Annotated in this window: 15 protein-coding genes and 1 tRNA gene; all 16 read left to right on the top strand. The window is 63.2% G+C overall.

Features of this window, described 5'->3' with window-relative positions:
* Positions 1–43: 43 nt before the first annotated feature.
* The gene (locus QMG46_RS13395) at positions 44–1597 is read left to right on the top strand and encodes a DHA2 family efflux MFS transporter permease subunit (protein ID WP_281848327.1); all 1554 of its coding nucleotides are present in this window, start codon (positions 44–46) and stop codon (positions 1595–1597) included.
* A gap of 101 nt (positions 1598–1698) precedes the next feature.
* Positions 1699–2196 (top strand): polyhydroxyalkanoate synthesis repressor PhaR, encoded by a 498-nt coding sequence (gene phaR / locus QMG46_RS13390; RefSeq protein WP_281848326.1) that lies wholly within the window; start codon positions 1699–1701, stop codon positions 2194–2196.
* A 175-nt stretch (positions 2197–2371) separates the two neighbouring features.
* Positions 2372–3775: an FAD-dependent oxidoreductase gene (locus QMG46_RS13385; RefSeq protein WP_281848325.1), complete on the top strand. Its 1404-nt coding sequence runs from the start codon at positions 2372–2374 to the stop codon at positions 3773–3775.
* Entirely contained in the window at positions 3768–4166 is a 399-nt protein-coding gene (locus QMG46_RS13380) for a DUF3293 domain-containing protein (protein WP_281848324.1), read from the top strand. Before QMG46_RS13385 ends, QMG46_RS13380 begins: the two co-directional genes overlap by 8 nt.
* A gap of 53 nt (positions 4167–4219) precedes the next feature.
* Positions 4220–4846: a cytochrome c biogenesis heme-transporting ATPase CcmA gene (ccmA, locus tag QMG46_RS13375; protein ID WP_281848323.1), complete on the top strand. Its 627-nt coding sequence runs from the start codon at positions 4220–4222 to the stop codon at positions 4844–4846.
* Positions 4847–5011: 165 nt separating this feature from the next.
* Positions 5012–5698 carry a heme exporter protein CcmB gene (gene ccmB, locus QMG46_RS13370; protein WP_281848322.1) on the top strand — a complete coding sequence of 229 codons (687 nt, stop codon included), beginning with the start codon at positions 5012–5014 and terminating at the stop codon, positions 5696–5698.
* Positions 5699–5702: 4 nt separating this feature from the next.
* A complete protein-coding gene (locus QMG46_RS13365; protein ID WP_281848321.1) occupies positions 5703–6461 on the top strand; it encodes a heme ABC transporter permease in 759 nt (252 codons plus the stop codon).
* Complete coding sequence (gene ccmD / locus QMG46_RS13360) at positions 6458–6655, top strand: heme exporter protein CcmD (RefSeq protein WP_281848320.1); 198 nt, start codon at positions 6458–6460, stop codon at positions 6653–6655. The genes QMG46_RS13365 and ccmD overlap by 4 nt, the downstream gene beginning before the upstream one ends.
* Before the next feature lie 24 nt (positions 6656–6679).
* Positions 6680–7150 carry a cytochrome c maturation protein CcmE gene (gene ccmE, locus QMG46_RS13355; protein ID WP_281848319.1) on the top strand — a complete coding sequence of 157 codons (471 nt, stop codon included), beginning with the start codon at positions 6680–6682 and terminating at the stop codon, positions 7148–7150.
* A gap of 88 nt (positions 7151–7238) precedes the next feature.
* Positions 7239–9215, top strand: a complete 1977-nt coding sequence (locus QMG46_RS13350; protein WP_281848318.1) for a heme lyase CcmF/NrfE family subunit — start codon at positions 7239–7241, stop codon at positions 9213–9215.
* Positions 9212–9754: a DsbE family thiol:disulfide interchange protein gene (locus QMG46_RS13345; RefSeq protein WP_281848317.1), complete on the top strand. Its 543-nt coding sequence runs from the start codon at positions 9212–9214 to the stop codon at positions 9752–9754. The genes QMG46_RS13350 and QMG46_RS13345 overlap by 4 nt, the downstream gene beginning before the upstream one ends.
* The gene (locus QMG46_RS13340; protein WP_281848316.1) at positions 9754–10200 is read left to right on the top strand and encodes a cytochrome c-type biogenesis protein; all 447 of its coding nucleotides are present in this window, start codon (positions 9754–9756) and stop codon (positions 10198–10200) included. The genes QMG46_RS13345 and QMG46_RS13340 overlap by 1 nt, the downstream gene beginning before the upstream one ends.
* On the top strand, positions 10197–11231 hold the full coding sequence (locus QMG46_RS13335; RefSeq protein WP_281848315.1) for a tetratricopeptide repeat protein: 1035 nt from the start codon (positions 10197–10199) through the stop codon (positions 11229–11231). Before QMG46_RS13340 ends, QMG46_RS13335 begins: the two co-directional genes overlap by 4 nt.
* Positions 11231–12331, top strand: coding sequence for a homoserine O-acetyltransferase MetX (locus QMG46_RS13330; RefSeq protein WP_281848314.1), 1101 nt, complete (start codon positions 11231–11233; stop codon positions 12329–12331). The genes QMG46_RS13335 and QMG46_RS13330 overlap by 1 nt, the downstream gene beginning before the upstream one ends.
* 67 nt (positions 12332–12398) lie before the next feature.
* On the top strand, positions 12399–12977 hold the full coding sequence (locus QMG46_RS13325; RefSeq protein WP_281848313.1) for a cysteine dioxygenase family protein: 579 nt from the start codon (positions 12399–12401) through the stop codon (positions 12975–12977).
* Positions 12978–13002: 25 nt separating this feature from the next.
* Positions 13003–13088: transfer RNA gene (locus QMG46_RS13320), tRNA-Leu, on the top strand.
* Positions 13089–13680 lie beyond the last annotated feature (592 nt).

Genomic DNA, 13680 nt, shown 5'->3' with positions numbered 1-13680 from the left:
CGTCTCGCCATTCCTTCGTCCCCTTCCCTGACGGCACTCGATCATGTCCTCAACGCCTAACGAAGCCGCTCCACTGAAACCGCTGCATGGCGGTCCGCTGGTGCTGCTGACGATCGCCGTGGCTTTCAGCACCTTCATGGAGGTGCTGGACATGACGATCGTCAACGTCGCCGTACCGCATATCGCCGGCAGCCTCGGTGTCAGCTCCAGCGAAGGTACCTGGACCATCAGCTCCTACGCGCTGGCCAGCGCGATCATGCAGCCGCTGACCGGCTGGCTGGCCAAGCGCTTCGGTGAAGTGAAGACCTTCGTCGCCTCGGTGCTGTTGTTCGTGGTGTTCTCGATGCTGTGCGGCCTGGCCAGCAGCATGCCGATGCTGGTGATCTGCCGTCTGCTGCAGGGCGCCGGTTCCGGTCCGATGGTGGCGTTGTCGCTGACCTTGCTGCTGTCGAGTTATCCGAAAGCCAAGCAAGGCATTGCGCTGGCGCTATGGGCAATGACCGTGGTGGTGGCGCCGATCTTCGGCCCGATCCTGGGCGGCTGGCTGACCGACAACTTCTCCTGGCCGTGGATTTTCTACATCAACGTGCCGGTCGGCCTGCTCGCCGCAGTGATCACCTGGGCCCTGCTGCGCAAGCGGGAAACCAAGACGTCGCGCACGCCGATCGACGCCATCGGCCTGCTCCTGCTGGTGGTCGGCGTGGGCTCGTTGCAATTCATGCTGGACAACGGCAACGACAACGACTGGTTCGCCTCACCGATGATCTTGGCGCTGGGCATCACGGCGCTGGTCTGCCTGACCTTCCTGATTGTGTGGGAGATTCATGCCAAGCATCCGGTGGTGGACCTGTCGTTGTTCAAGCGACGCAACTTCACTGTCGGCGTTACCGCGCTATCGCTTGGGATGATGGCGTTCTTCGGCATCAACGTGGTGTTTCCGCTGTGGCTGCAGACCACGTTGAACTACACCGCGACCTGGGCCGGTCTGGCCACCGCACCGGTGGGCATTCTCGCCTTCCTGATGGCGCCGGTGATCGGCGCCAATATCAACCGGCTCGAACTGCGCGCCGTGGTCACCCTGGCCTTCATGATTTTCGCGGGTACCTCTTACTGGTTTGCCAGCTTCGATAGCTCCGCCTCGTTCGCCACGCTGGTGCTGCCGCGCTTCGTGATGGGCGCCGGTATTGCCTGCTTCTTTATCCCGCTCAACCAGATCTACCTGTCCGGCCTGCCCGGAGAAGACATCGCCAGCGCCTCGGGCCTGGCCAACTTCTGCCGCACCATGGGCTCGAGCGTGTCGACCGCGGCCTCGGTGACGCTGTGGCAGCACCGCGGCGAATTCCACCACGCCGTGCTGACCGAAAGCGTCAACCCCGCCTCGACGGGCGCAACCAGCTTTCTGCAGCAGCTTTCCCAGATGGGCGCGACAGGAAAAACCGGACTGGCACTGGTCGACCAATTGGTCACACGCGAGGCCCTCACGCTGGCGGTCAACGATGTGTTCTGGGTGTGCGCCGTGCTGTTCCTGGCGCTGATTCCGCTGCTTTGGCTGGCGAAGCCGCCTTTTGGCAGCGCCGGCGGTGCCGTAGGCCACTGAAATACCACTTGCTGTATACAGGTTTGCTGCACCTCCGGGTGCAGCAAAAATTTCATGTAAGCGACTGGTGCGCCGCAATACCTTCTGTTAGGTTGTGACGCATGGCACAAACAATTCGCACCATCAAGAAGTATCCGAACCGCCGGCTCTACGACACGGAAATCTCCAGCTACATCACGCTGGAAGAAGTCCGTCAGCTGGTTCTGGACGGTGAAACCTTTGAAGTCCGCGACGCCAAGAGCGGCGAGGATCTGACCCGCTCGGTCTTGCTGCAGATCATCTCCGAGCATGAGGAAAAGGGGCAGCCGATGCTGTCGCCCCAGCTCCTCAGCCAGATCATCCGTTTCTACGGCGATTCGCTGCAGGGCTTCATGGGCCCCTATCTGGAGCGCAGTCTGCAGGTGTTCCTGGACCAGCAGCAGCAATTCCGCACCCAGCTCAATAGCCTGCTTGGGCAGACCCCGTGGTCGATGCTCAACGAGCTGACCGAGCGCAACATGGATGCCTGGAAATCGATGCAGCGCGGCTTCCTGGACGTGGCGACGCAGACCAATCCGGCCAACCCCGCCAACCGCCCCGGTCCCAAGAAGCCCGGCTGATCGCCGCTACACGGGTCGCGATACCTGTAACAGACCGTTGCAGCACAACACGTGCTGCTTCGCGGCATCGCGCTTGCCTTATCTGGCAATAAGGCCCGATTACTTGCAAATGCAACCTCTTGCGTAACGGCCTCGCCTTGCACAAAGTGGACGGATTCTCCTGACGGGTCGCAGCATGGCGCAAGCATCGATCACTCTTATCGGCGGCGGCCTCGTCGGCGCTCTGCTGGCCCAGCAACTGGCGCGCCGTGGCTTCACGGTCGATGTCTTCGAAAAACGCCCCGACCCGCGCAAAGCTGGCTTTATCGGCGGGCGCTCGATCAACCTGGCCCTGGCCGAACGCGGCCTGCAGGCACTGCGCACCGCCGGCCTTGCCGATCAGGTCATGCAACGCGCCGTGATGATGCGCGGTCGCATGGTGCATACGCGCGATGGCCGTTCGGGCCTGCAGCGCTATGGCGTGGACGACAGCGAGGTCATCTGGTCGGTATCGCGCGGCGCTTTGAACATGCTGTTGCTCGATGCTGCGGAAGCGGCTGGTGTGCGGCTGCATTTCGGGCAATCGCTGCATGACGCCGATTTCGACACCGGCCGTATTCGCCTGATCAACGAACAGGGCGCACAGCGCGACATCGATGCGCCGATCGTGATCGGCGCCGACGGCGCGGGCTCCGCGCTGCGCATGGCCATGAATGCTTACTCGCCATTGGGCGAACGCGTCGAAGCACTCGGCCACGCGTACAAGGAACTGGAAATCCCGCCCGGCTCAAAACTGTCGGCCGATTTGCTGCGCGAAGCCGGCGGTCACGACCAGTTCGCACTGGAGCCGCACGCCCTGCACATCTGGCCGCGCGGTGGCTATATGTGCATTGCGTTGCCCAATACCGAGGGCAGCTTTACGGTCACGCTGTTCCTGCCCGCCCAGGGGCCGCACCCCAGCTTTGCCACCTTGCCGACCGCCACGGAAGCGGAAGCGTTTTTCCGCGATGACTTTCCCGACCTGCTGCCCCTGATCCCGGATTTCGCCGAGGACTATGACAGTCATCCGGTCGGCAGCCTGTCGACGCTCTATCTGGACCGCTGGCATATCGACGGCCGCGCCCTGCTGATCGGCGACGCCGCCCACGCCATCGTGCCGTTCCACGGCCAGGGCATGAACTGCGGCTTCGAAGACACGGTGGTCCTGGCCGACCTGCTGGCCGAGCAGCCACACGACACCGCCGGTGTCTTCGGCCAGTTCCAGCGCATTCGCCAGCCCAACGCCAACGCGATTGCCGCGATGGCGGTGGAGAATTACGTGGAGATGCGCGACTCGGTCGCCGATCCGCACTATCTGGCCAAGCGCGAACTCGGCGCCTTACTGGCCGAACGCGCGCCGCAGCATTTCATGGCGCGCTATCGCATGGTCACCTTTACCCATCTGCCCTACGCCTACGCGTTCGAGCGCGGCCGCGCCCAGGATCAATTGCTGCAGCAATTGCTGCGCGGCTCGACCGAAGCGGCCAGCGTCAATCTGGATGCTGCAGTGTCGACCTTGCTCGCCACCCTGCCTCCACTGCCCGAATTGCGGCATGGATGAAACCCTGCTCGCCGCGTACCGGGCCACCACGTATCGGGTGCGCCTGGCGCGTGGCGGCTGGGCAGCCATCCACATCGATGCGCCGCTGCCGTCAGAACTGCTCGCCCTGGTCGGCACGGATTGCTGGAGCGTGCTGACCGCCTGGAACCCGCACTCCGAACTCCGATCGCGGGCGGACAATCGTGATGCGCAGCATCGCCTGCTGAGTGAGCTGAAAACCTGCTGCGAGGCCATCGTCGCGGCTGAAGGTGTGGGTAGCTCCTGGCGTGAGGCGAGCCTGTTCGCGACCGGTCCGGACACGACAACGATGGATACCTACGCCCGTCGCTATCGGCAGAATGCTTATGTCCATGGCAAAGCCGCTGGCCCCGCCATGCTGCGCATCCTTTGAGCGGCAGCTCGCCGCATGGACAAGCGCGCCAGCCATTGCGGACAATCGACGGAATGACCACTGCCACTCCATTGCTCGAAGCACGCGCCCTGTCGTTTTATCGGCAGGACGAGCCTGTATTCGGCCCGCTCGACTTCAGCCTGCACGCGGGAGAAGTCGCCCTGGTCGAAGGCGACAATGGCAGCGGCAAGACGACGTTGCTGCGCGTGCTGGCCGGTTTGCTGCATATCGATGAAGGCGAGCTGCGTTGGCGAGACGCGCCCTGGCACCGGGATCTTTGTGCGGGCGAGGTGCTTTTTCTAGGGCACCAGCTGGGTCTCAAGGCTGATTTGAGCGCACGCGAAAATCTCGCCGCAGCGGTGGGCCTGTATGGATGCCGCGACGGGATGCAGGCAGAAACCGCGCTCGCCACCGTGGGTTTGTCAGGTTATGAAGACGAGCCGACCCGACGTTTGTCCGCGGGGCAAAAGAAGCGTGCTGCGCTCGCTCGACTGCTGATCGTGCCGGCAACTGTGTGGCTGCTGGATGAGCCCTACGCCAATCTCGACCGTCACGGCATCGAACTGGTCAATCGGTTGATCGAGCAGCAGGTGGCTCAAGGTGGTGCGGTGTTGGTGACCAGTCATGGTGCGGTGAGTTTTGTGGGTGGCGAGCCCAAGCGGATTCGGTTGCATGGGTGAGTTGCGTGCGAGAGCCCCCCTCACCCCAACCCTCTCCCCCGGCAAAGCCAGGGGAGAGGGAGCAGCGTTGGGCAAGATTCGAGGTTTCGCCTATTTGAGCCCTCTCCCCTGGCTTTGCCGGGGGAGAGGGTTGGGTGAAGGGGCGCTCTTCGCCCAGGCGCTCTCATGACCCGCCCCTCCCTGACCGCCGCCTGCTCGGCCATCCTGCGCCGCGATCTCACCCTCGCCTGGCGTCGCCGCGGTGACATCGCCATGCCGGTGCTCTACGCGCTGATCGTCGCCACGCTGTTTCCGTTCGCCCTCGGCCCGGAAGACACGCTGCTGCAACGCATTGCCGGCGGCGTGGTGCTGGTCACCGTGCTGCTGGCCATGCTGCTGGCGCTCGACGCCATGTTCCGCAGCGATATCGAAGACGGTTCGCTGGAGCAACTGGTCGTCGCGCCACAACCGCTGGCGCTGATGCTCGGCATGAAAATTCTTGCGCACTGGCTGACCACGGCGCTGCCGCTGATCGTAATCTCGCCGCTGCTGGCCGGCATGCTGCATCTGCCGAACGCTGTCATCCCGGTCTTGATGCTGGCGTTATTGCTGGCAACGCCCCTGCTCAGCCTGCTCGGCGCGGTGCTGGTGGCGCTGACGGCCGGTACGCGGCGCTCTGGTATGCTGCTGGCCTTGATGCTGCTGCCGCTTTGCGTGCCGGTGGTGATCTTTGCCGCCGGTGCTGTCGCCGCGGCACAACAAGGGCTGCCGTGGTTAGCGCCGATTGCTTGGCTGGGTGCCGGACTGGTTCTGGCGCTGGTACTGGCTCCATTGGCTTGTGCCATTGCACTCCGCATAGCCTTGGACGCCTGACCGTATGGCCAAATGGATCCCGCTCTGGGTACATAAGCTCGGTTCGCCACCGATCTTCTATCGCTTCGCCGGCATCGTGCGCCCCTGGGCCATCGCCCTGGCAGTCGTGCTGGCCGCGCTGGCGCTCTATGGCGGCCTGGTGCTTGCGCCAGCCGACTATCAGCAAGGCGATGCCTACCGGATCATCTTCATCCACGTGCCGTGCGCCTGGATGAGTCTCTTTATTTATTTTGTAATGGCGATAGCGTCATTCATCGCCCTGGTCTGGCGCGTCAAGCTGGCCGAGGTCGTGGCGATGGAGTCCGCGCCGATCGGCGCCGCGTTCACCTTTATCACCCTGGTCACCGGTTCGCTCTGGGGCAAGCCGATGTGGGGCACCTGGTGGACCTGGGACGCGCGACTCACCTCCGAGCTGGTGCTGCTGTTCCTGTACCTGGGCGTCATCGGCCTGTATCACGCCTTCGAAGATCGCCGCCAAGGCGCACGCGCTGCCGCGTTCCTGGCGATCATCGGCGTGATCAACGTACCGATCGTGCACTTCTCGGTGAACTGGTGGAACACATTGCATCAGGGCTCCACCGTGCGCCTGCTCGGCCCATCGAAGATGGTCGGCAGCATGCTGTGGCCGCTGCTGACGATGATGGCCGCGACCAAGCTCTATTACATCGCCAGCCTGTTCGGCCGCGCACGCACCGATCTGCTGGCGATGGAAAGCGGCAAGGACTGGGTACGCCAGATCGCCGAGAGCGAGGCGCGCGCATGAATGCGTTCTTCGCCATGGGCGGTTACGCCGCGTATGTCTGGCCGGCCTATGCCGTGTTTTTTATCGTGCTGATCGCGGACTTCATCGCTCCCGCCCTGCGCCGCCGCCGCAACCTGCGCGAACTGCGTGCGCGCCTTGCGCGTCAGGCTGCGCGGCAGGAACGCACGCCCCGTACTCCATCGGCTTCGTCGTAACGCGAAGCCCCCAACGAGCGCTCCATGAATCCCACTCGCAAACGTCGGCTTATCATCGTGCTTCTCGTCGTCGCCGCGGCAACGGTCGCGGTCGCCCTGATCGTGTTCGCCCTGCAGCAGAACATGAATTACCTGTTTACGCCGAGCCAGGTTCAGTCGGGCGAAGCCACCCGTTACAAGACGTTCCGCCTGGGCGGCATGGTGAAGGCGGGCTCGATCCAGCGCAGCCCTGATTCGCTCAAGGTCACCTTCACGGTGGTCGATGCCGGCGGCAACATGCCGGTCGAATACACCGGCATCCTGCCGGATCTGTTTCGCGACAACCAGTCAGTGATCGCGACCGGCCATATGGATAACGCGCGCTTTATCGCCAACGAAGTGCTCGCCAAGCACGACGAAACCTATATGCCCAAGGAACTGAAGGACGCCATGGCCAAGGCCCATCAGGGCAAGCCCGGCTTGGGTGGCAACGCGGCGCGACCCGAAGGCGAATAGCATGAACCGACCTGCTCACGAACGGAATTCACATGGTTGAGCTTTTCCCTTCCGTCATGCGTTTTTCCTCCTTCAAGTCCCGGTAATCATGACCCCAGAACTCGGCCAACTCGCGCTTATCCTCGCCATGCTGCTCGCCCTGGCGCAGGGCGTGCTGCCGCTGATCGGCGCCTGGCGCGGCAATCGCGCGCTGATTGCTGTGGCGCGTCCCGCAGCTGCGGGGCAAGCCGTGTTCGTGGCCGCAGCGTTTTTCATCCTGGTCAGCGCCTTCCTGCATTTCGATTTCTCGGTGCGCTATGTGGCCGACAATTCGAACCTGGCCCTGCCCTGGTATTACCGCATTGCCGCCGTCTGGGGTGCGCACGAAGGTTCGCTGCTGTTGTGGATTTTTATCCTCAACCTGTGGACGGTGGCGTTGGCGGCATTGAGCCGTCATCTCCCTGAGGTATTCGTCGCACGCGTGCTCGGCGTGCTTGGTCTGGTGGCGGTCGGCTTCCTCGCCTTTATCGTGTTCACGTCCAACCCGTTCCTGCGCATGTTGCCGATGCCGGCGGACGGTGGCGATCTCAATCCCGTGCTGCAAGACCCCGGTATGACGTTCCATCCGCCGGTGCTCTACATGGGCTACGTCGGTTTCTCGGTGGCGTTCGCATTCTCGATTGCGGCCCTGCTCGGCGGCGAGCTCGAACTGGCGTGGGTACGTTGGGCAAGACCGTGGACCAATATCGCCTGGGGCTTCCTATCGGCCGGCATCGTCGCCGGTAGCTGGTGGGCGTATGCCGAGTTGGGCTGGGGTGGCTGGTGGTTCTGGGATCCGGTCGAAAACGCCAGCTTCATGCCCTGGCTGGTCGGCGCGGCGCTGGTGCACGCGCAGGCGATCACGGAGAAGCGCGGCACCTTGCGTGCGTGGACCATCCTGCTATCGATCTTTGCGTTCTCGCTGTCCCTGCTCGGCACCTTCCTGGTGCGCTCGGGCGTGTTGACCTCGGTGCATGCGTTTGCGTCCGATCCGCGCCGCGGGCTTTTCATCCTTTGTTTCCTGATTGTCGTCGTCGGTGGCTCGCTACTGCTGTATGCGCTGCGCGCGCCCAAGGTCGCCGGTGGCAAGGCATTTGCCCTGGTCTCGCGCGAAACCGCGATGCTGATCGGCAACCTCATGCTGACCGTCGCCGCGGCGATGGTGCTGCTGGGCACGCTGTTTCCGTTGATCGGCGACGCCTTGAACCTGGGCAAGATCTCGGTCGGGCCGCCCTACTTCGGCTTCCTGTTTACCCTGCTGATGCTGCCGGTCGTGCTTCTGTTGCCGTTCGGCCCGTATCTGCGCTGGGGCAAGAGCGACATGCCCACGCTCAAGAAGGTGTTGTGGCGTGCGGGCCTTGCCGCGATCGCCTGCGCCATCGTTGCCGCGCTCGTTACCGACGGCAACGCGAAGGCTACGGCAGGCGTTGCCGCGGCGGTGTGGACCGGTGTCGGCACGCTGCTTTATGTGTTCAAGCGTTGGCGCGAGATGCCGCGTGGCCGCCGCTACCCAGCCGAAATGGCCGGCATGTTGCTGGCGCATTTTGGCGTGGGTATTTTCCTGGCCGGCGTGTTGCTGTCCGAATCCTTGAGCGTCGAGCGCGATGTGCGCATGGCGCCTGGTGAGACGCAGGTAATCGGCGGCTACGAATTCCGTTTCGATGGCGTGCGCGAAACCGAAGGCCCGAACTGGAAAGCCGACCAGGGCACGGTCACCGTGTCGCGCAGCGGTACGCCGATCACCGTGATGCATCCGCAGAAACGCATGTATTCGCGCGGGCAGATTCAGACCGAGTCGGCGATCGATCCGGGCATTACCCGCGACCTGTATGTGGCGCTCGGCGAGCCTATGGATCCGAACAGCATCGAAGGCGCGTGGGCTTTGCGGCTTTATCACAAGCCCTTCATACGCTGGATCTGGCTCGGTGGCCTGTTCATGATGCTGGGTGGCTTTGTCAGTGCTGGCGAGCGCCGTTTCCGCGCCAGCCGTGCGGAGGCACCCGCCAAGACCACCAAGGCATCGCCGTTGCAGGAATCCAAGGCATGAGTCGGCTGATTCCCTTCTTCGGCTTCCTGCTGCTGGTGGTGCTGTTCGGCTTCGGCATCTGGTGGAACACGCAGCACGACCAGCGCGAAGTGCCGTCGCCGCTGATCAACAAGCCGGCGCCTGCTTTCGCATTGCCCAAGCTGGACGATCCCGCGCAAACCGTCAGCCGCGACACGCTGCTGGGCAAGCCTTATCTGATCAATGTCTTCGGCAGCTGGTGCGTCGCCTGCGGTGAAGAACATCCGGTGTTGATGGCCGACGGCAAGAACATCGGCGTGCCATTGATCGGCTACAACTACAAGGATGCACCGGAAGACGCCAAGGCGTGGCTCACCCAGCATGGCAATCCGTACGACCTGATCATCGTCGACCGCGAAGGCCGCACGGCGATCGACTTCGGCGTGTATGGCGCGCCGGAAAGCTTTCTGGTCGATGGCAAGGGCGTTATCCGCTACAAGCACATCGGCCCGTTGACGCCGGATGTGATCGCCAAGGAACTCAAGCCGGCGATCGCCGCATTGGCGAAGGAGCAGCCGTGATGCGCGCCTTGCGTCATATCGTTTGCGCTGCCTTGTTGCTGATGTGCGGCACGCTTGCCGCGCAGGCGATCGATCCGCTGCCGTTCAAGGATCACGCCGAAGAAGTGCGCTTCCAGAAACTGACCAGCGAATTGCGTTGCCTGGTCTGCCAGAACGAGAATCTGGCCGATTCCAACGCGGATCTCGCGCGCGACCTGCGCCACGAAGTGTTCGAGCAGATGCAGGCCGGCAAGAGCGACGCGCAGATCAAGCAATATCTGGTCGACCGTTATTCCGACTTCGTGCTGTACGACCCACCGGTCAAGGCAAGCACCTTGCTGCTGTGGTTCGGGCCGCTGGCGATACTGCTGGCAGGTGCGGGCGTGGTGGTGTTTACCGTGCGCAAGCGCAGTCGCGCCGGCACGCCGATCGACACGGCTACGATCGACCAAGGGGACGACTGGTGATATTCGGTTTCTATGCCATCGCCACTGCGATGGTTGTCGTGGCGCTGGCACTTGTTCTGGTTCCGATGATTCGCCGCGCTCGCGGCGAAGGCTATCCTCGCCGGATTTTCGTGCTGGCGTTGGTCATTACCCTGCTGCTGCCGCTGGCTGCCGTCGGTTTGTATCTCGTGGTCGGCACGCCTGTCGCGCTCAACGGCGTGCCCAAGGAGGCGCCACTCAATATCGATCAGGCCGTGGCCGAGCTGCAGCAGCATCTGGTGCAAAAGCCGGACGACGTACAGGGCTGGCTGTTGCTTGGGCAGACCTATAGTGCGATGCATAAGGGTAGCGAAGCGCGCGATGCCTACGGCAAGGTGCTCGACCTCGATGCCAACAACACCGCCGCCATGGTTGGCTGGGCCGAGGCCGATTCGATTCAGCGCAGCGACCACCTGATCGACGGCCGCTCGTTGGAACTGCTGCAACACGTGGTGCAGTTGGAACCCGACAATCAACGCGGTCTGTGGCTGCTTGGTATCAGCCAGTTTCAGCACGATCAATTCGCCGAGGCCGCGGCCACCTGGCGCAAGCTGCAACCGCTGCTGGATCCCAGCTCGAAAGTGGCGCAGGCCGTAGCCCAACAGATTGTCGCCGCCGAATCGCGCGCCGGCCCCCAGCCCGCTTCGGCATCGACCGCCGCTGCCAACGGCCCTGCGCTGCAAGTCGAAGTCAGCCTCTCGCCCGCATTGAAAAACAAACTGGCGCCGGGCGACGCGCTGTTCGTCTATGCGCGTGCCGAACAAGGCCCGCCCATGCCGCTGGCCGTCGCCAAACTCGCGCCGGCCGCCTGGCCAATGCATGTCACACTGACGGACGCCATGGCGATGGCCCCGCAGCTGCGCCTGTCCACCGCCAGCCGTGTGTTCGTCGGCGCCCGCATCAGCAAGAGCGGCCAGGCGATCGCGCAGAGCGGCGACCTCGAAGGCGATGCCGGCGTGGTCGACGTGGCCAGCAAGACTCCGATCAAGATCACCATCGACAAGGTTCATTGATGAACGACGCGCGCCGCTACCACAAACTGCCCTCGCCTTTTGCCATGAAGCGCGGCGGCGAGTTGCATGGCGCGCAGGTCGCTTTTGAAACCTGGGGCAAACTCAGCGCTGCCGCCGACAATGCTGTATTGATCCTCACCGGCCTCTCGCCCAGTGCGCATGCCGCATCGAACGATCAAGACCCCTCGCCCGGCTGGTGGGAAGCGATGATCGGCCCAGGCAAGGCCATCGATACGAATCGCTGGTTCGTCATCTGCGTCAATTCGCTGGGCAGCGACAAGGGCTCGACCTGCCCGGCGTCGATCGATCCGGCTACCGGTAGCGCCTATCGCCTGAGCTTTCCCGAGCTGTCGCTGGAAGACGTCGCCAACGCAGCACATGCAGCGGTAAGCGGCCTGGGCATCGAAAAACTGGCCTGCCTGATCGGCTGCTCGATGGGCGGCATGAGCGCGCTGGCCTACATGCTGCTGCATCCGGGCAGCGTACGTGCGCACATCAGCGTCGATACGGCGCCGCAGGCACAGCCCTTCGCCATCGCGATCCGCTCGCTGCAACGCGAAGCGATCCGACTCGATCCGAACTGGAACGAAGGGCTCTACACCGACGAACGCTATCCCGACACCGGCATGGCGATCGCGCGCAAGCTCGGCGTCATCACCTATCGCTCGGCGATGGAGTGGAACGGCCGCTTCGCCCGCATCCGGCTGAACGCAGAAGAGCGCGACGACGATCCGTTCGGCCTGGAGTTCGAGGTGGAGTCCTATCTCGAAGGCCATGCACGCCGTTTCGTGCACACCTTCGACCCGAACAGCTACCTCTACCTGTCGCGCGCCAGCGACTGGTTTGACATGGCAGAGTACGGCAACGGTAACGTGCAGGACGGCCTCAAGCGCATCCGTATCGAGCAGGCGATGGTGATCGGCGTCAGCACGGACATCCTGTTCCCGCTGGAGCAGCAGGAGCAGATCGCCCAGGGGCTGGAAACGGCCGGAGCGCGGGTCGAATTCGTCGCGCTGGACTCCCCCCAGGGCCACGACGCCTTCCTGGTCGATATCGAGAACTACAGTCGGGCGATGGGCGGGTTTCTGGCTCAGCTTTAAGGCCTAACGCAGGCTTTTCCGCAGACTGGTAAACTGCCACCGCATCCGTCGTCCCCCGAGAACCACCATGCTTACTATGGAATTTCCAGGCTGTCGCAAACTCATCGATGCGATCGACGCCGCCGTGGTCAAGGACACGACCCCGGCCATCACCGACAGCCTGCGCAACAGCTTGTGCCAGCTCATCCGCGGCAAGGAAGTAAAGCTCCCCGAGTGCGTGTTCGAAACCGCCGAAGGTCGCTACGCCCGCCGCGAGCTCTATTGCAGCGAGGAGCACGGCTACTGCGTCGTGGCGATGACCTGGGGCCCCGGCCAGGGCACCCCGATCCACGACCACGACGGCATGTGGTGCGTCGAGGGTGTCTGGAGCGGCGCGCTGGAGGTAGTGCAGTACGAGCGCCTGGCCAACGAAGAAGGCCACTGGCGCTTCCAGCCGGTCGGCTCGATCCAGGCCGGCCCCGGCTCCGCCGGCAGCCTGATCCCACCGCACGAGTACCACACCATCCGCAACCCCACCGACGAAGTGGCCGTCAGCCTGCATATCTACTCCGGCCAGATGACCCGCTGCGCCGTCTTCAAGCCGGTCGACGCCGATCAGCACTACGAGCGCCAGGAGCGCAAATTGGGGCTCGACCCCGTCCACTGAACTATGCATAATGTGCGGCTTACGTGCCGGTGTGGCGGAATGGTAGACGCGGTGGACTCAAAATCCACTGGCAGCGATGTCGTGTAGGTTCGAGTCCTATCACCGGTACCACGTAAGGGTTCGAGGACGCCAAAGGCGATCCTCAAGAACTAGAAAAAACCTGCCGCGCGGCAGGTTTTTTTATGTCTAGATGACGCGAATATCCCCAATGAAACCCGTTGGAATGAGTTGTTTGTAAAAACCAGGCTTATTCTCTGCCTGCTCGTAAAATGGGCGGGTGTCACGAGATAACTACTCAATGGCCTCAGAGGCGTGAGCCAGTTAACTACCCCCGTCCCTTTTGCCCAAACAAAGTCCGTGAGGCGTACACCCATGCTGCCCAGTACCTGGACGAGCGCAAGCGCATGATGCAGGCGTGGGCAGACTACCTGGATGGATTACGGGCAGGTAGCCGGATAGTGGCCATCAAGCGTGATAGGGCGTAGCCATCAAGCGCCACGGTCTGCCTGAAAGGACACGTGGCGCGCGAACGGGAGCGTCATGCCACCTCGGCGATGGGGAGAAGAGCTGGTGGGCTTCGGAGCCGGTTATGGGGATAGGGTATCCACGTGGAGCCCGAGATAGGTCAAGGCGAGGGGCGTCCAATTTGGCCCCCAATTCAGCGGGGTCCATTACCGCAAGGTCATTGATAACGCGGTTACCA

Source organism: Dyella sp. GSA-30, from assembly GCF_027924605.1.
GTDB lineage: Bacteria > Pseudomonadota > Gammaproteobacteria > Xanthomonadales > Rhodanobacteraceae > GSA-30.
Note: the sequence above shows the minus strand (reverse complement) of the source record. Positions and strands in the feature narration are given on the sequence as shown.

What these genes read in the sequence shown, in the direction of transcription:
- phaR (WP_281848326.1), top strand. Translation starts at nt 1,699, where the DNA reads ATGGCACAAACAATTCGCACCATCAAGAAGTATCCGAACCGCCGGCTC.
- QMG46_RS13330 (WP_281848314.1), top strand. Translation starts at nt 11,231, where the DNA reads ATGAACGACGCGCGCCGCTACCACAAACTGCCCTCGCCTTTTGCCATG.
- QMG46_RS13350 (WP_281848318.1), top strand. Translation starts at nt 7,239, where the DNA reads ATGACCCCAGAACTCGGCCAACTCGCGCTTATCCTCGCCATGCTGCTC.
- ccmE (WP_281848319.1), top strand. Translation starts at nt 6,680, where the DNA reads ATGAATCCCACTCGCAAACGTCGGCTTATCATCGTGCTTCTCGTCGTC.
- QMG46_RS13340 (WP_281848316.1), top strand. Translation starts at nt 9,754, where the DNA reads ATGCGCGCCTTGCGTCATATCGTTTGCGCTGCCTTGTTGCTGATGTGC.
- QMG46_RS13395 (WP_281848327.1), top strand. Translation starts at nt 44, where the DNA reads ATGTCCTCAACGCCTAACGAAGCCGCTCCACTGAAACCGCTGCATGGC.
- ccmB (WP_281848322.1), top strand. Translation starts at nt 5,012, where the DNA reads ATGACCCGCCCCTCCCTGACCGCCGCCTGCTCGGCCATCCTGCGCCGC.
- ccmA (WP_281848323.1), top strand. Translation starts at nt 4,220, where the DNA reads ATGACCACTGCCACTCCATTGCTCGAAGCACGCGCCCTGTCGTTTTAT.
- QMG46_RS13380 (WP_281848324.1), top strand. Translation starts at nt 3,768, where the DNA reads ATGGATGAAACCCTGCTCGCCGCGTACCGGGCCACCACGTATCGGGTG.
- QMG46_RS13365 (WP_281848321.1), top strand. Translation starts at nt 5,703, where the DNA reads ATGGCCAAATGGATCCCGCTCTGGGTACATAAGCTCGGTTCGCCACCG.
- ccmD (WP_281848320.1), top strand. Translation starts at nt 6,458, where the DNA reads ATGAATGCGTTCTTCGCCATGGGCGGTTACGCCGCGTATGTCTGGCCG.
- QMG46_RS13325 (WP_281848313.1), top strand. Translation starts at nt 12,399, where the DNA reads ATGCTTACTATGGAATTTCCAGGCTGTCGCAAACTCATCGATGCGATC.
- QMG46_RS13385 (WP_281848325.1), top strand. Translation starts at nt 2,372, where the DNA reads ATGGCGCAAGCATCGATCACTCTTATCGGCGGCGGCCTCGTCGGCGCT.
- QMG46_RS13345 (WP_281848317.1), top strand. Translation starts at nt 9,212, where the DNA reads ATGAGTCGGCTGATTCCCTTCTTCGGCTTCCTGCTGCTGGTGGTGCTG.